This is a genomic window from Rhizobium rhododendri (genome assembly GCF_007000325.2).
GTDB classification, from domain to species: Bacteria; Pseudomonadota; Alphaproteobacteria; order Rhizobiales; family Rhizobiaceae; genus Rhizobium; species Rhizobium rhododendri.
On the sequence record NZ_CP117267.1, the window covers coordinates 1,335,359 to 1,351,568 of the forward strand.

The 16,210-nt window shown below is 59.7% G+C and carries 14 protein-coding genes and 1 tRNA gene; 7 read left to right on the top strand and 8 right to left on the bottom strand.

Annotated features, from left to right (window positions below; translation table 11 throughout):
* Window positions 1-68: 68 nt before the first annotated feature.
* Complete coding sequence (locus PR018_RS06645; protein WP_142822682.1) at window positions 69-995, top strand: DUF429 domain-containing protein; 927 nt, start codon at window positions 69-71, stop codon at window positions 993-995.
* Between the two features lie 82 nt (window positions 996-1,077).
* On the opposite strand, the gene sfnG is transcribed toward PR018_RS06645, so the two are convergent.
* The 5 genes from sfnG to xylF form a co-directional block, all read right to left on the bottom strand.
* On the bottom strand, window positions 1,078-2,181 hold the full coding sequence (sfnG, locus tag PR018_RS06650) for a dimethylsulfone monooxygenase SfnG (RefSeq protein WP_142822683.1): 1,104 nt from the start codon (window positions 2,179-2,181) through the stop codon (window positions 1,078-1,080).
* A gap of 526 nt (window positions 2,182-2,707) precedes the next feature.
* Window positions 2,708-2,784: transfer RNA gene (locus tag PR018_RS06655), tRNA-Arg, on the bottom strand.
* A gap of 168 nt (window positions 2,785-2,952) precedes the next feature.
* A complete protein-coding gene (locus PR018_RS06660) occupies window positions 2,953-3,738 on the bottom strand; it encodes an ATP-binding cassette domain-containing protein (protein WP_142822684.1) in 786 nt (261 codons plus the stop codon).
* A gap of 14 nt (window positions 3,739-3,752) precedes the next feature.
* Complete coding sequence (locus tag PR018_RS06665) at window positions 3,753-5,066, bottom strand: sugar ABC transporter permease (RefSeq protein ID WP_142822685.1); 1,314 nt, start codon at window positions 5,064-5,066, stop codon at window positions 3,753-3,755.
* A gap of 262 nt (window positions 5,067-5,328) precedes the next feature.
* The gene (gene xylF, locus PR018_RS06670; protein ID WP_142822686.1) at window positions 5,329-6,369 is read right to left on the bottom strand and encodes a D-xylose ABC transporter substrate-binding protein; all 1,041 of its coding nucleotides are present in this window, start codon (window positions 6,367-6,369) and stop codon (window positions 5,329-5,331) included.
* 221 nt (window positions 6,370-6,590) lie between these two features.
* On the opposite strand from xylF, the gene PR018_RS06675 reads away from it, so the two are divergent.
* Window positions 6,591-7,829 (top strand): ROK family protein, encoded by a 1,239-nt coding sequence (locus PR018_RS06675; RefSeq protein WP_142822687.1) that lies wholly within the window; start codon window positions 6,591-6,593, stop codon window positions 7,827-7,829.
* A 63-nt stretch (window positions 7,830-7,892) separates the two neighbouring features.
* Here the strand turns inward: PR018_RS06675 and iolG are convergent, their stop codons facing one another.
* A complete protein-coding gene (gene iolG, locus PR018_RS06680; protein ID WP_142822688.1) occupies window positions 7,893-8,885 on the bottom strand; it encodes an inositol 2-dehydrogenase in 993 nt (330 codons plus the stop codon).
* A gap of 155 nt (window positions 8,886-9,040) precedes the next feature.
* Here iolG and PR018_RS06685 point away from each other — a divergent pair, with 155 nt between their 5' ends.
* Window positions 9,041-9,277, top strand: a complete 237-nt coding sequence (locus PR018_RS06685; RefSeq protein ID WP_142822689.1) for a hypothetical protein — start codon at window positions 9,041-9,043, stop codon at window positions 9,275-9,277.
* Between the two features lie 18 nt (window positions 9,278-9,295).
* On the opposite strand, the gene PR018_RS06690 is transcribed toward PR018_RS06685, so the two are convergent.
* Entirely contained in the window at window positions 9,296-9,805 is a 510-nt protein-coding gene (locus PR018_RS06690) for a hypothetical protein (RefSeq protein WP_142828839.1), read from the bottom strand.
* A 54-nt stretch (window positions 9,806-9,859) separates the two neighbouring features.
* Entirely contained in the window at window positions 9,860-10,864 is a 1,005-nt protein-coding gene (locus PR018_RS06695; protein ID WP_142822691.1) for a LysR family transcriptional regulator, read from the bottom strand.
* A 269-nt stretch (window positions 10,865-11,133) separates the two neighbouring features.
* On the opposite strand from PR018_RS06695, the gene chvE reads away from it, so the two are divergent.
* The 4 genes from chvE (at window position 11,134) to araD1 (ending at window position 16,157) form a co-directional block, all read left to right on the top strand.
* A complete protein-coding gene (gene chvE / locus PR018_RS06700) occupies window positions 11,134-12,198 on the top strand; it encodes a multiple monosaccharide ABC transporter substrate-binding protein (protein ID WP_142822692.1) in 1,065 nt (354 codons plus the stop codon).
* Between the two features lie 95 nt (window positions 12,199-12,293).
* Entirely contained in the window at window positions 12,294-13,829 is a 1,536-nt protein-coding gene (gene mmsA / locus PR018_RS06705; protein WP_142822693.1) for a multiple monosaccharide ABC transporter ATP-binding protein, read from the top strand.
* Window positions 13,829-15,040, top strand: coding sequence for a multiple monosaccharide ABC transporter permease (gene mmsB / locus PR018_RS06710; RefSeq protein ID WP_142822694.1), 1,212 nt, complete (start codon window positions 13,829-13,831; stop codon window positions 15,038-15,040). Before mmsA ends, mmsB begins: the two co-directional genes overlap by 1 nt.
* Before the next feature lie 118 nt (window positions 15,041-15,158).
* Window positions 15,159-16,157, top strand: coding sequence for an AraD1 family protein (gene araD1 / locus PR018_RS06715; protein WP_142822695.1), 999 nt, complete (start codon window positions 15,159-15,161; stop codon window positions 16,155-16,157).
* Window positions 16,158-16,210: the final 53 nt, after the last annotated feature.

The window sequence follows — 16,210 nt, forward strand, 5'->3', positions numbered from 1 at the left end:
ACATCAAAGTTCTGCGCTAAAACTATCGCCTGTATACCCAGCGAGCACGTCAAAAAAGGATAAATGGCATGGCACTCGAGGTCTGCGCGCATTGCGACTGGAGCAAGCACAGCGGAAAGCGCTGGATGTCGGCCGCCATTCGGGCGGATGGCAAATGGATTGTCGCGGCTCCGGAGCTTGTCGGCGATACCGCCACCTTGTTTCAGAGACTGGCAGGACGTTCCCACCAGTCCGGCTCGCTGCTGGTAGGGTTCGACTTCCCGATTGGGCTTCCGAAAGCCTACGCCGCAGATGCCGGTATTGCCTCGTTTCGCGAGGCGATCGCACAGTTCGGGAAGGGCGATTGGTCCGATTGGTATGACGTCGCCGATCAGCGCCACCAGATATCCCATCGACGGCCGTTCTACCCGATGCGGCCAGGCGGAACGGAGAGAGCCCATCTCTACGACGGACTCGGCATCCTAAGGAGCGATGACTTGTTGCGAGAATGCGAACGGGCGACGCCCTACAGGCCAGCCGGCTGCTCATTATTCTGGACACTGGGCGGCAATCAGGTTGGCAAGGGTGCGATATCGGGATGGCAGGAGATCATTGCGGCGGCGCTCGACGAAGTTGGCATCTGGCCATTCGATGGAACGCTCGCAGAGCTTACCTCCTCCAGGTCTGTGGTGATCTGCGAGACCTACCCGGCCGACGTATACAGCATGCTTGGAATTGGGAAAAAGTGGGGAAGCAAGAGGCGTCGGGAGGATCGACGGCGCGTCGGTCCCGGCATTCTGGAGTGGGCGAAAGCGCGTCAGGATATCGACACGACGGCAATCGTCGACTGCCTGCGTGACGGCTTCGGAGACGACGGCTCCGGAGACGATCGCTTCGATGCGGTTGTCGGGCTGCTCGGAATGCTCGAAGTCGTCACCGGCCGCCGCCCGGAAGGCTCACCGGACAGCGATAGCGTAACGCAGGTCGAAGGCTGGATACTCGGACATCTTCGTTGACAGTTGCAGGCGCAGGGTTGGCAGGTGCGGATCGCTAAAGATCCGCACCGGTTTCCTGGTCGATCTCGCTTGTTGACGCTGCCTATTCGGCGGCGACGGCGGTGGTGGATGCTGCCGCTTCGATCTCGCGGACAAGCGGGATCACATGGCGGCCGAAATACTCGACCTCTTCCTGGAAATGCAGAAAACCCAGCAGGATGAGATCGGCACCGGCGCGCTTCAGATCGACGATTCGCTCGGCAACCTGCCGTGGCGTACCGATCAGGTTTGAGCGAAAGCCGTCATTATACTGGACGAGGTCCTCGAACGTCGATTTCGCCCAGTTGCCCTCGCCCTCGGGGGAGGCCTTGCCGGCATTCTTGACCTCATGGGCGAAAGCCTTGACGGCGTCGATGTTGGCCTTGTCGATGATCTCGGCAAGCACTGCCTTCGCCTCTTCCTCCGTCTCGCGGACGATGGCAAACGCATTAACGCCGACGCGAACGGAATGGCCATTGGCCGTCGCTTTCGTCTGGATATCGTCGACCTGCTTGCCGATTTCCTCCGGCGTATTGCCGTTGGTGAAATACCAGTCGGAGACACGCGCGGCCATGTCGCGCGCTGCCCGAGACGAACCGCCCTGAAAGATTTCCGGCTGCGGGTCGAGTGGTTTCGGCTTCAGCGAATAGTCGTTGAAACGATAGAAGTCGCCGCGGAAAGTGAACTTGTCCTCGGTCCAGATGCCGCGCAGTGCGCGAATGAATTCTTCCGAACGGCGATAACGCTCGTCGTGGTCGAGCCAGTGCTCGCCGATGGCATGAAACTCTCCGCGAAACCAGCCGCTGACGACATTGACCGCGACGCGACCGTTGGTCAGGTGGTTGATCGTGGCGATCTCCTTGGCCGCAAGCGCCGGGTTCCAAGGCCCCGGCAGCAATGCTGCAATGACCTTCAACGTCGTCGTTGCCGCGAGCAGGGCATGACTGAATGCCACGGATTCATGCTGGAATTCCGCGCCGTATCCGGCCGTGAAGCGGATCTGGCTCAGCCCATATTCAAAGCCCGCCGCTTCCGCGATCTGCGCCAGCTTCCTGTTATAATCGATCGTCCAGGACGTTCGTTGTTCGATATCGGACGTCACCAGCCCACCCGAGACATTCGGCACCCAATAAGCAAATTTGACAGGGTCGGAGTTGTGAAAAGTCATCGCATTATCCTCCTTCATGCAAATCAGGCTCGGGCGCGTCGCGAAGAGTGTGGTGGACGGAACGCAACAGTCAAAAAGTCCACCGATTGAGGCCTTCATAATCTACCAAATCGATAGAACTTGAAGGACGCCGAATGCCAATAAACCACGACTTCAGAGAAAAATGCCCGGCTCGCATCGTGCTCAAGGAGAATATCAATCTCGCATCCGTCAGGCGCCACTCGGATGATCGACAGTGCGAACTGCGGTCACTGATATCGCGCCGCCTCCGCCCGCATATTCCGAAGCGGCCTTGTGAGGCACGCAAAGCTTGGTGATCAAGCTAAGGGCGACTGCGGTAAAATCTGGACGATCTCGTGCGTGAGGACAAGCGATTCCGGGGGCACGCAACTAACGATTCGCAAGTTTGAAGCGTGCAACTATAAGACTATTGCAACGTCTCGATATCGCAGCAAAAGGAAGACCAAGGCTGCAGGAGATGAGGCGTTAGCTTGTTTTACAAGGTGGAGACCGACAAATTAGGAGATGGCGCACCCGACAGGATTCGAACCTGTGACCTTTGGAATCGGAATCCAACACTCTATCCAGCTGAGCTACGGGTGCATGCCGAGGGCGGGGCTTACCGCCTGTCCGATGGCAGGTTCATAGCCCAGGTCGCGTCAGGCATCAATGCGGAAAATGCGGAAAAGCTGTCAACGACGCCAACAGTTTTCCGCAAAAGAAAAGGCCGCGAAGTTTTGGTTCGCGGCCTTATGCTTTCAAGCGTGGCGATTACGCCGTCTTCATGGCGCCGGGGCCTGGAGTGGCCTTGGGCGGCACCTTGCCGAGGATGATCATGCCGAGCACCTCGTCCTTGGTGACATCCTCTGTACGGGCATGGCCCACCACCTGGCCGTTCTTCATGACGGAGACGCGGTCGGCGAGATCGAAGACATCGTGGATGTCGTGGCTGATGAGGAAGATACCGATGCCTTCCTTTTTCAGTTGCTTGATCAGTTCGCCCACCTGCGCCGTCTCTTGCGGGCCAAGGGCCGCCGTCGGCTCGTCCATGATGAGGATGCGCGCGTTGAAGAGGATAGCCCGCGCGATCGCCACCGACTGCCGCTGGCCACCGGAGAGCGCCTTGACCGGTTCCTTGAAGCGCTTGAAGTTGGGGTTCAGCCGGCCCATCACCTCGCGCGCCGAGGCCTCCATCGCCACGTCGTCGAGCGTGCCCCAGCGGGTCTGCAACTCGCGACCCAGATAGAGATTGGCGGCCGCATCGACATTGTCGGCGACCGCGAGCGTCTGGTAGATCGTCTCGATGCCGAATTTCTTGGCGTCGCGGGGCGTGCGGATGTCGACGGTCTCGCCGTTGATCAGGATGTCGCCGCTGTCGCGCTTGTAGGCGCCGGACAGGATCTTGATCAGCGTCGACTTGCCGGCGCCGTTGTGGCCGAGGAGGGCGACGACCTCGCCGGGGTAGAGATCGATCGAGGCGTTGTCGACCGCGTGTATGCCGCCGAAGGAAATGGAAATGTTCTTCAGTTCCACAAGCGGAGTGTTGTGATCCGTCATAGCTGGAATTCCTCTTACTTGGCCCGCGAGCGATAGACGGTGTCGAGCCAGACGGCGATCACCAGCACGACGCCGACGACGACGTTCTGGATGGGGGTATCGACATTGGCGAGCCCCATGCCCGACTGCAGCGACTGCATGACGAGGGCGCCGAGCATGGCGCCGGCCACCGTGCCGGTACCGCCGGCGAGCGACGTGCCGCCGATGACGGCCGCAGCGATGGTGTAGAGCTCATAGGTCGTGCCCTGCGAGTTGGCGGCGGCATTCAGCCGGGCGGTCGAGATCGCGGCGGCGACGGCGGCGAGAAAGCCCATCAGCGTGAATATCTTCACCGTGACCCAGCGCGTCTTGATGCCGGCGAGTTCGGCTGCTTCCGGATTGCCGCCGATGGCAAACACATAGCGACCGAAACGTAGCCGCGTGGCGATGAACGTCATGATGATCCCGGCGGCGACGGCAATCAGGACGGGGACTGCAATACCGTAGGGGATATCGAGGCCGCCGTCAGGCCAGGCGATGCCGTGGTCGTTGGCGTATTTCTTGGCGATACCGACCGGCCAGTAATAGATGGTGAAGACATAGATCGTGCCCAGCACCATGGCCGAGCCGAGGATGGCGAGGAAATATTCGGCCCAGACGGGGCGCCTGGGAAAGTTGAAGCGCTTGCGTTGGCGCCGCGAGCCGGCGATGCCGACGACGATCATCAGGCAGGCGACGATGCCGATGACCCAGCTCCAGGTGGCGCCGATGGAGCCTTCCGCGCCGCCGCCCATGATCCGGAAAGTGGCATCGAGAGGCGCCACGGTCTGGCCTGACGTGACATACCAGGCAAGCCCGCGCCAGGCGAGAAAGCCGCCGAGCGTGACGATGAACGAGGGAACGCCGAGGAAGGCGATGATGATACCCTGCAGGAGCCCGATCAGGGCGCCGGCAGCCAGTCCGCATATCAGCGCGATGACCCATGTCCAGTGGCTGTCAAAGCCGAGATAGGTCGGCAGCCATTTTGCCTGGACGACACCCATGATCATGGCGACGAAGCCGAGCAGGGAGCCGACGGAAAGGTCGATATTGCGGGTGACGATGACCAGAACCATGCCGGTCGCCAGGACGGCGATCTCGCAGGTCTGGACAGAGAGGTTCCAGAGGTTGCGCGGGGTTAGGAACAGGTGCCCGGTATAGAGGTCGAAGCCGACCCAGATGATCAGCAGGGCGCCGACCATGCCGAGCATGCGGGTATCGATCTCGGTGGCACGCAGGAAGCGCGTGAGCGCATTGGTCTCCGTGGCGCGCGCACCGCCCGATGTTGTGGACTGGGTCATGTCGGCCATTGCTCTGCCGTTCTCCACTGTTGAGCGCAGACCGTCGACACTTTGCGTTTCACTGGCATAAGTCTGGCGCTGTTCTCGAATATGCGTCCCCGGCCGATGGATGGACAATCTCTCGGCATAGGTGCCGGCACGCGCGGTGACGACCTCAGTGACGCAAGCGTTGCGGCAGTGGCCATAGCGTCCTTGCAGACATGGCCACGCCGGTGGCGATCGGCGCCGCACCGGATATCGGGCGGCGCCTCACTTGCAATTGGGTCAGCGGTTACTTGCAGGCAGCAACGGCACCGGCCTTGACGCCCTGGCAGGCTTCGGCCTTGGAAATCCAGCCAGCGTCGATGACGACGTTGAGGTTATCCTTGGTGATGGCGACAGGCGTCAGGAAGACCGACTGCATTTCGACATGCTTCGGACCACCGTTGAAGCTCTGGACGCCCTTGATTTCGGTCATTTTCTTGCCCCCGGCGAGATCGAGAGCGATTTCAGCGGCGCGCTTGCCGAGTTCGCGGGAGTCTTTCCAGACGGAAACGGTCTGGGTGCCGAGCGCGATGCGGTTGAGGGCCGCCTTGTCGGCATCCTGGCCGGATACAGGCACGGAACCGGCAAGGCCTTGTGCGTCGAGCGCAGCAACGGCGCCGCCTGCAGTGCCGTCGTTGGAGGCAACGACCGCGTCAACCTTGTTGTTGTTGGCGGTCAGGATCTGCTCCATGTTGCGCTGTGCATTCTGCGGCAGCCAGCCATCGGTATAGGCTTCGCCGACATTCTTGATCTTGCCGGCATCCATGGCAGCCTTGAGGACTTCCTTCTGGCCTGCAAACAGGAAGTCTGCGTTCGGATCGGAAGAAGAGCCCTTGATGAAGACGTAATTGCCTTCAGGCTTGACCTTCAACACGTCGCGGGCCTGCATGCGGCCGACTTCCTTGTTGTCGAAGGTGATGTAGAAAGCAGCCGGATTTTCGATGAGTCGGTCGTAGCCGACCACTGGAATACCCTCGTCTGCGGCTTTCTCGATTGCCGGGCCGATGGCGTCGCTGTCCTGGGCAAGCACGATCAACGCCGTGGCACCCTGCGAAATCAGCGATTCGACGTCGGTCAACTGCTTGGAAGCAGAAGACTGGGCATCTGCCGAAATGTACTTGGCGCCCGCTGCGGCCAGTGCCTTCTTGATTGCGGCTTCGTCGGTCTTCCAGCGTTCTTCCTGAAAGTTCGACCAGGAAACGCCGACGACGAGATCCTTGGCGAAGGCGGTCGTCTGCATCGTCAAAACTAGGGCTGCGCCAGCGGCGAGCCTAACAAAAGTTTTCATAATACCCTCCCGAGTGAAGCGCGACCGCACGCACCTCTAGAGCTCCCGCCCGGCCGCCGCGAATGTGCTGTCGAAAAAACTCCTTTTTTCTCGACAGTCGAGAAATTAAGTGTCAGAGAATTTTAAGGCTGTCAACACTGCACGACAGGGTTTTGTCGGTAACGAAAATCCAACCGCAGGTTCGTCAGGCGCCGCGGACAGGCAGAGGGGAGAGACACCTGATGCAAGGCAAGTCCAGTGCCGAGTGGGTGCGCCGGCGCAACAGCGTCATGGTGCTCAGGGCACTGCGCCGCCACGGGCCGCTGGCTCACACGGAGCTCTCGGATCACACGACCTTGTCGTCCGGCACGATCTCGGCAATCACCGCCGATCTCGAGCGTGCCCAGATCATCGTCAAGACCGAGCAGCAGCTGGCTGGCGGCCGCGGCCGGCCGCGCGTGGCCTTTGCCCAGCGCCGCGACTGCGGCTATCTGGTGGTGCTCATCATCTCGTCGGATGCGGTTCAATATTCGTTGGTGGATTATGCCGGCACCTTGCTCGATCGATTTTCCGAAGGCCGGTCGCAGGACGGAACGGGCATTGCCCGATTCGTCGAATCCATAAGGGCAGGGTTATCCAGAATTGTCGCCCGCTCGAAGATTGCGCCGCAGGACGTGCTCGTCATCTCGATCAGCAGCAAGGGCCTGGTAGACGGTCTTGAGCCGGTGCTGCGCTGGTCGCCAATCTTCGGGGAGGAACAGATCGACTTTGCCGCAGTTCTCGGAAACGATTGGCCGGCGAAGATCATTCTCGGTAACGAGACGCTGCTGGTGGCCGATGCCGCCGGACAGCGCGAGGAGCAGGGCCGGGGTTTCGAGACGCTGGCAGCCCTGTCGCTTGGCCACAGCATCGGGCTCGGCATCGTCAGGCGCACCGCCAATGGCGACCGCGAGGTCGCGGCACCTAATTTCGGCCATATGCTGCATGAGCCGAATGGCGGCCTCTGTCGCTGCGGGTCGCGCGGCTGCATCGAGGCCTATGCGGGTTTCTACGCCATCCTGCGCAATGCCTTTGCCGTGCCGCTCGACACCATTCCGGCCAAGTTCGTACCGGTCGCCGAACTCGACAAGATCGCAGCCAGCGCCCGGCAGGGAAATCGTCGCAACCGCTTTGCCTTTCACCAGGCAGGCCTGGTGCTCGGCAATGGCCTGTCGCGGGTGCTCAGCCTTTACGAGCAGATGCCTATCGTGCTGACGGGTCCGGGAACGCGATACGTCGATCTATTGCAGGAGGGTATGGAGGAGGGTTTGCGGCAGTCGCAGATCGTTCGCATGGGAGGCCTGCCGGAAATGAGGATCATGGCAGACGAACAGGCGCTGGTCTTCGAGGGCCATCTGCGCCGGGCGCTGGATGCGATAGACGGCGACATCGTTGCATTGCGGGCGATTGCCGATGTCGAGATCAAGGATCGGGCGGGGTAGGCACCCCAATATATCGACGCCGGATAGTGGCCCGGCGTCGATCGATAGCTTGAGCGGATAATCTCAGGCGACGGAAATCAATTTGCCTTCCTTGACCGAGCGCACTGCCGCGTCGGCAAGTTTCAGCGCGGCGAGGCCATCGGCGCCGGACGGGCTGATGTCGGTGCCTTTCTCGACGGCGCTGATGAAGGCGGCAATCTCGTTGGCATAGGCTTCCGTATAGCGCGTCATGAAGAAATCATGCAGCGGCGGACGGGTATATCCGTCGCCATTGGCGACCTCGATGGAGAAGGGGCGCTGGTTTTCAGCGGCTACCATACCCTTCGAGCCGTGGATTTCGATGCGCTGGTCGTAGCCGTATGTAGCACGGCGCGAATTCGAGATCATCGCCTGCTTGCCGGACGCCGTCTGCAGCAGCACCGACACGCTGTCGTAATCTCCGGCGACGCCAATTGCCTTGTCGATCAACACTGCGGCCGTGGCGCTGACGGACACCGGCTCTTCGCCGAGCAGGAACCGCGCCATGTCGAAATCATGAATGGTCATGTCGCGAAAAATGCCGCCAGAGCGCTTGATGTAGTCGACGGGCGGCGCACCGGGATCGCGGGAGGTGATCGTCACCATCTCGACGTCGCCGATCTTTCCATCGTCGATCGCCTTGCGCACGGCCATGAAATGCGGATCGAAGCGGCGATTGAAGCCGACCATAAGCTTTCCCTTGGTCTTTGCGACGACGTCGATGCACGCCTCGACCCGGGCGGTATCGAGGTCGATCGGCTTCTCGCAGAAGACAGCCTTGCCAGCGCGGGCAAAACGTTCGATCAGGTCTGCGTGTGTATCTGTCGGGGTGCAGATGACCACTGCGTCGATATCTGCTGACGATTCGATCGTGTCGATGGTGCGAACCTCGCAGCCATAGGCCGAAGCTATCGCATTGGCTGCGGCCGCAAAGGGATCGGCTACCGCTACCAGTTTCGCATCACCGTTGGCGCTGACTGCCTTGGCGTGAACCTTGCCGATACGGCCGGCGCCGAGCAGGCCAAATCTTACCGTCATTTTCCATCCTCCCAGATTCGGAACAAATAAACCGTCTTGGTCTCATTCTGGAATTTTCATTCCATCTTCCTGTGCCGTCGTCAAGCGCCCGGGGTTTCACAATCGCGAAATTCAGCTTATGGACGGTGCCGAACAAACAAGCGGACAACAGCCTCATGAAAATGATCGACCCGAGCCATCGATTCTACCGCCCAATCTACGTGCGCATCGGCATCGTCGCCCTGTGCCTTGGGTGGGCAATCATCGAGGCAACCTTCGGTGAGCCGATCTGGAGCATGGCCATCGGTGCCGTAGGTGCCTATGCTGCGTGGGTTCTGCTGTTGAACTATACGCCCACGCCGGAAGAAATCGCACCGCCGCCGCCGCGTGACGATGCAGGTCCAGAAGCCTGATCTGTCTGAAAGCCTAATCTATTTGAAAAGTCTGGCGCGGATCTCGATGCGGCGCAGTGCCTCGTCGATCAGCAGGTTGGCGATTTTCATGCGCGTCGTCGCCTGTTCCTTGAACAGCGGGTTGACGCTGTCGGGATGGTTGGCCTTGGCAAAACTGCGGCGCTTGTCGTTGAGCGTCTGCAGCGTGTCCGCAGCCGAAATTCCAAGTTCCGCAGCAACCTCCTGCGGCAGGATACGCGCCAGGTGGACCGGCATCACCGGTGCGGCGCATTCCTCCGGCTCTATGTCTTGCGTTGCAGTGGACGGCGCCTCAGGCGCGAGCGGTTCTCGTTCGGGCCCGAGGTTGTCGAGATAGGCCTGGTCAGGTCGCGCCTCGGATACGGACACGCCATCCCGCACATCAGCCGCGAAGCTGGAATTCAGGCCTTGAATTCGGTGCGCCGAAGCCGGCTGAGCGAAAACTGCTTCTTCATCCTCGGCGTCGAGACGGTCGAGAACGGATTGAAATATGGATTGTCCAAACAGCATGATGTCTCCCAATCCGTAAAGCCTACGACGCGAAAGTGGTGTCTGGCTGGTCGGTCAGATTGCAGCGCGCCGGCTTTCCTGCAGGATCATGTCATAGAGCAGCAGGGCGCTGGGTGGCAGGGCACGCTCGCGCGCCGTGATGAGGCTGTAGGGCTTCACATCTATGGCGAAATCGATCGGCAGGATGCAGGCCTCGCCTGCGTGAGAACTCTGGCCGCAGATGAAATCGGCCATGTCGAGAGCGATCGGCGAAATCGCATCTGTCTTGCAGACGACGGCAAGGGTCAGGACCACCGACGACGTGTTGACGATATTCTCCGGCAACGCCACGCCGGCGGAGATGAAGATATCCTCGAGCCTGCGGCGCAGCAGCGTACCCGGCGGCTGGAACACCCAGTCCTGGCCGGTGAGATCCGCAAGCCCGACGACGCCCTTTTTGAGCAATGGATGCCCCTTGCGTACAATCAGGCAGGCCTTCTCGATGCCGATCTGGTGGGCGGTGAACAGCCGCGGGTTCAGTTCGTCCGGAATGCGGCTGATGATGAAGTCGTGGCGTGCTGCCAGCAATTCGCGGGCGAGAACGTTGCTGTTGTCGACCTGGATATTGATTTCGATGCCGGGATAGGCCTCTGTCACCCGCTGTATCGCCGGGACCACCAGACTGATGGCCGGAGCTGCCACCGCACCGAGATGCACGGACCCACCCTTGCCGGTACGCAACTCGGCAATCTCGCGGCTGGCCTCCCGCAGTTCCAGCAGGATCTTGCGGGCCCGCTTGGCAAGCGCCAGGCCGAACGGCGTCAGTTCCACGCCACGGGCAACGCGCTGGTAGAGAGATGTCTTGGCGATCGCTTCCATCTCCGACAACATGCGCGAAGCTGCAGGTTGAGAGATATTCATGGATTCGGCTGCGGCGGATATCTGTCCGTGATCCTCGATCATGACAATCATCCGCAGATGATTCATCTTCAATCCGTTGCGCAGGAGGCTGTCGTCACGAAAATTATCTGTGTGAATTTCTATACCATCACGAGAATAATCGTTGTGTATGTTCTCCATGGTGGCATTTTTCCTGCTTACGGGGCCAAAAAGTAGTACTTTTTACCATTATACCAAAATCATCATATTGTACGCCAGTTATTCTATTTGACAGTTATACGAATTGATTCCAGTTTGCCGCCGTGCTGGGAGCAGCATGACACGTGTGGGATCGTGCAGGAGACGTACTTCGTATTGATATTGAAGTAATATCCAATCAACGGAACCTGCCACAGTTTCGGGGTGGGCGCTTTTGCGTACGCCAAATTTTTAAAAAACGGGAGAGAGCAATGAAATCCATTATCTCATTGATGGCCGCAGCGGCCTTCGGTGTTGCAACATTTGTCATGCCAGCCATGGCTGCCGACAAGGGTCTGGTTGGTATCGCTATGCCAACGAAGTCTTCGGCGCGCTGGATCGATGACGGCAACAACATCGTCAAGCAGCTTCAGGCTGCTGGTTTCACGACCGACCTGCAGTATGCTGACGACGATATTCCTAACCAGCTTTCGCAGATCGAGAACATGGTCACCAAGGGTGCCAAGGTTCTCGTCGTCGCTTCGATCGACGGCACGACCCTGTCGGACGTTCTGCAGAAGGCCCATGACGCCGGTATCAAGGTTATCGCCTATGACCGCCTGATCCGCGACTCGGCCAACGTCGACTACTACGCTACCTTCGACAACTTCCAGGTCGGCGTTCTCCAGGCTGGCACCATCGTTGACGGCCTCGGCCTCAAGGACGGCAAGGGCCCGTTCAACATCGAGCTCTTCGGCGGTTCGCCGGACGACAACAACGCCTTCTTCTTCTATGATGGCGCAATGTCGGTTCTTCAGCCTTACATCGACAGCGGCAAGCTCGTCGTGAAGTCCGGTCAGGTTGGCATGGACAAGGTCGGTACGCTGCGTTGGGATCCGGCAACGGCCCAGGCCCGCATGGATAACCTCCTGTCGGCCTACTACACCGACGCTCACGTCGACGCAGTCCTGTCGCCTTACGACGGCCTGTCGATCGGCATCATCTCGTCGCTCAAGGGCGTCGGCTACGGCTCGGGCACCCTCAAGCTGCCAATCGTCAGCGGCCAGGATTGCGAAATTCCTTCGATCAAGTCGATCATTGCTGGCGAACAGTATTCTTCGATCTTCAAGGACACCCGCGACCTCGCCAAGGTCACCGTTGCCATGGTCACCGCAGTTGCTACCGGCGGCACACCTGAAGTCAACGATACCAAGACCTACGACAACGGCGTCAAGGTCGTTCCTTCCTACCTGCTGAAGCCAGTCGTCGTCACCAAGGACACCTACCAGAAGGTCCTGATCGACAGCGGCTACTACAAGGCTGAACAGCTTAAGTAAGCAATGAAAACCACCGGAACCCGCAGATTGCGGGTTCCGGACTTCGCATTTATGATCGTCGCGTCAGTCACGACTCCCGGCGTTGGATTTTGATTATGGACAATATTATCCTAGAGATGCGGGACATCACCAAGACGTTCCCGGGCGTCAAGGCGCTTGAGAATGTGAACCTCAAGGTTCGGCAAGGTGAGATCCACGCACTGGTGGGCGAAAACGGGGCCGGCAAGTCGACCCTCATGAAAGTTCTATCCGGCGTCTATCCGGCCGGCACATACGATGGCGATATCGTATACGAAGGCGATGTACGTAACTTCAAGGTCATCAAGGACAGTGAAGCCATCGGCATCATCATCATTCACCAGGAGCTGGCACTGGTGCCGCTTCTGTCGATCGCCGAAAACATTTTCCTCGGCAACGAGGTTGCGACCAACGGTGTCATTCGCTGGCAGGAAGCTTTTTCACGCACCCGCAAGCTGCTCGACAAGGTTGGATTGAAAGAGTCGCCGGAAACCCTCGTGACCAACATCGGCGTGGGCAAGCAGCAACTGGTCGAAATCGCCAAGGCGCTGTCGAAGAGCGTGAAGCTGCTGATCCTCGACGAGCCGACGGCCTCGCTCAACGAAAAAGATTCCGACGCCCTGCTCAATCTCCTGATCGAGTTCCGCAACCAGGGCATCACCTCGATCATCATCACGCACAAGCTCAACGAAGTGCGCAAGGTGGCCGACCAGATCACCGTCCTGCGCGACGGGATGACCGTGAAGACGCTGAACTGTCACGAGGAAGAGATCAGCGAAGACATCATCATCAAGAACATGGTGGGCCGCGAACTGGCTGACCGCTATCCGCCGCGCTCCGTGCCGATCGGCGAGACGGTTCTGGAAGTCAAGAACTGGAACGCCTTCCACCAGCACCACCGCGACCGCCAGGTTCTCCACGACATAAATGTCAACGTCCGCAGGGGCGAAGTGGTCGGTATTGCCGGCCTGATGGGGGCAGGGCGCACCGAGTTCGCCATGAGCGTCTTTGGCAAATCCTACGGCCACAAGATTACCGGCGAAGTGCTGATGGACGGCAAGCCCGTCGATGTCAGCACCGTGCGCAAGGCGATCGACGCCGGTCTCGCCTACGTGACGGAAGACCGCAAGCATCTGGGCCTGGTGCTGAACGACAGCATCATGCACAACACCTCGCTGGCCAACCTTGCCGGCATCTCCAAGGCGACCGTCATCGACAGCCACAAGGAATCGGACGTCGCCACCGACTTCCGCTCCAAGCTGCGCATCCGCAGCTCCGGCATCTTCCAGGAGGCCGTCAATCTTTCGGGCGGCAACCAGCAGAAGGTCGTCCTTTCCAAGTGGCTGTTCTCGGATCCTGAAGTCCTGATCCTCGACGAGCCGACGCGTGGTATCGACGTCGGCGCTAAATACGAAATCTACAGCATCATCAACCAGCTGGCTGCCGACGGGAAGGGCGTTCTGATGATATCATCGGAAATGCCCGAACTGCTTGGGACTTGCGACCGCATCTACGTCATGAACGAAGGACGCATCGTCGCTGAATTGTCCAAGGAAGAGGCAAGCCAGGAAACCATCATGCGCGCTATCATGCGCTCTGGGGAGAAGAAATAATGACTCCTGTTAACCCCCCCGCCGCTGAGGAAAGCCACGTGATTTCCGCCGTCGATTACATCCGCGGCAATATTCGTGAATATGGCATGCTGATCGTTCTCGTGGCGATCATGGTGTTCTTCCAGTTCTACACAGGCGGTATCCTGTTCAAGCCGGTCAACCTGACGAACCTCGTGCTGCAGAACTCGTTCATCGTCATCATGGCGCTGGGCATGCTTCTCGTCATCGTTGCCGGTCATATCGACCTTTCCGTCGGCTCGATCGTCGGCTTCGTCGGCGCCATCGCCGGTATCCTGACCGTGCAATACCAGATGAACTTCATCCTTGCGGCCCTGCTTTGCCTGGTCGTCGGCGGTGTCATCGGGGCGGCCCAGGGCTACTTCATCGCCTATCACAAGATACCGTCGTTCATCGTCACGCTGGCCGGTATGCTTGTCTTCCGCGGCCTGACGTTGTTCGTCCTCGGCGGCAAGAACATCGGGCCTTTCCCGAAGGACTTCCAGCTGATCAGCACCGGCTTCATCCCCGATTTCATCGACATCAGCGGGCTCGTCTCCGGTCTTCACTCGACCTCGATCATCCTGTCGATCGTCATGCCGCTGCTCCTCTTCATCATGGCGTGGCGTCGCCGGAAGACCAACGAGAACCACGGCATCGACGTCGAGCCGATGAGCTTCTTCCTCATCCAGAACCTGATCATCTGCGGCGCCCTGCTGTTCCTCGGCTACCAGCTGTCGTCCGACAAGGGCCTGCCGAACGTCCTGATCATCATGGTCATCCTGATTGCAGCCTACGCCTTCATCACCCGCCAGACGACCATCGGTCGTCGCGTCTATGCCATGGGCGGAAACGAGAAGGCGACGAAGCTTTCGGGCATCAACACCGAGCGCCTGAGCTTCTTCACATTTGTCAACATGGGTGCGCTTGCAGGTCTCGCCGGCATGATCGTCGCCACCCGCCTGAATTCGGCAACGCCGAAGGCCGGCGTCGGCAACGAGCTTGACGTCATCGCGGCCTGCTTCATCGGCGGTGCCTCGGCGTCCGGCGGCGTCGGCAAGATCACCGGTGCTGTCATCGGCGCGTTCATCATGGGCGTCATGAACAACGGCATGTCGATCGTCGGTCTCGGCATCGACTTCCAGCAGATGGTCAAGGGACTGGTGCTTCTCGCTGCCGTCTTCTTCGACGTCTACAACAAGAACAAGGGCTGATCGCCTCTGGCGATCGGTTCCCATTTGCAGTCAGGCGAGCGATTTTCGCGGGCTCTTTCCTTAAGGGCGTGCCACGCGGGCTAGTCGCTTCCGCCTTCCAGATAGAAGGACAAGGTCCGTGCTCATTTCCCAGATCAAAGGTGCAGACGGCGCGATAACAGTCGCCGTCCGCAACGAACCGGGCGAAACCGCCAAGGCCGTCAAGGGTGCCGCCAGCGTCTATGCGCTCGCGATCGAGGCTGCCGATGGTGGAAAATCACTCTCCGAAGTCATCGCCGCCCATGGGCTGGGTGAGACTGTCGACCTCGACAAAGCCTATGCCGAAGGCAGGTTCCTGCCGCCAATCACGCATCCGGACGCTGCCCACCTGCACCTGACAGGCACGGGCCTTACCCATCTGGGTTCGGCTGCCACCCGCGATTCCATGCACAAGAAGACATCCGAAGAGGCTGAGGAAACCCTCACCGATTCCATGAAGATGTTCCGCATGGGCCTTGAGAACGGCAAGCCGAAGAACGGCGAAAAGGGTGTCCAGCCCGAGTGGTTCTACAAGGGCAACGGCAACGAGGCCGCAGCCCCCGGCGCACCCTTGGTCTCGCCCTCTTTCGCGCTCGACGGCGGTGAAGAGCCTGAAATGGCCGGCATCTATGTCATCGGCAAAGACGGCACGCCGTTCCGCATCGGCTTTGCGCTGTCGAACGAATTCTCCGATCACGTGACGGAGCGGATCAACTACCTCTACCTCGCGCATTCCAAGCTGCGGCCCGCCAGTTTCGGCCCGGAAATCCGCATCGGCGCTGCGCCCGACGATATCAGGGGCACGTCGAAAATCACCCGCGATGGCAAGGTCATTTTCGAAAAGCCTTTCCTGTCGGGCGAAGCGAACATGTCGCACACCTTCGCCAATCTCGAATATCATCACTTCAAGTACGGCCTGTTCCGCGCCCCCGGCGACGTTCACGTCCACATGTTCGGCACGGCGACGCTGTCGTTTGCGGACGGTATCAAGCCACAGGCCGGCGATGTTTTCGAGATCGAGGTTGCGGATTTCGGCCTGCCACTGCGCAATCCGCTCGCCGTAGCCGCGGAAACAGACGTGACGGTTCGCCAGCTCTAGAGACTTATGCTCCGGCCCGAGAGGGATGATCCGGAACGCCCCCAAGGACGATG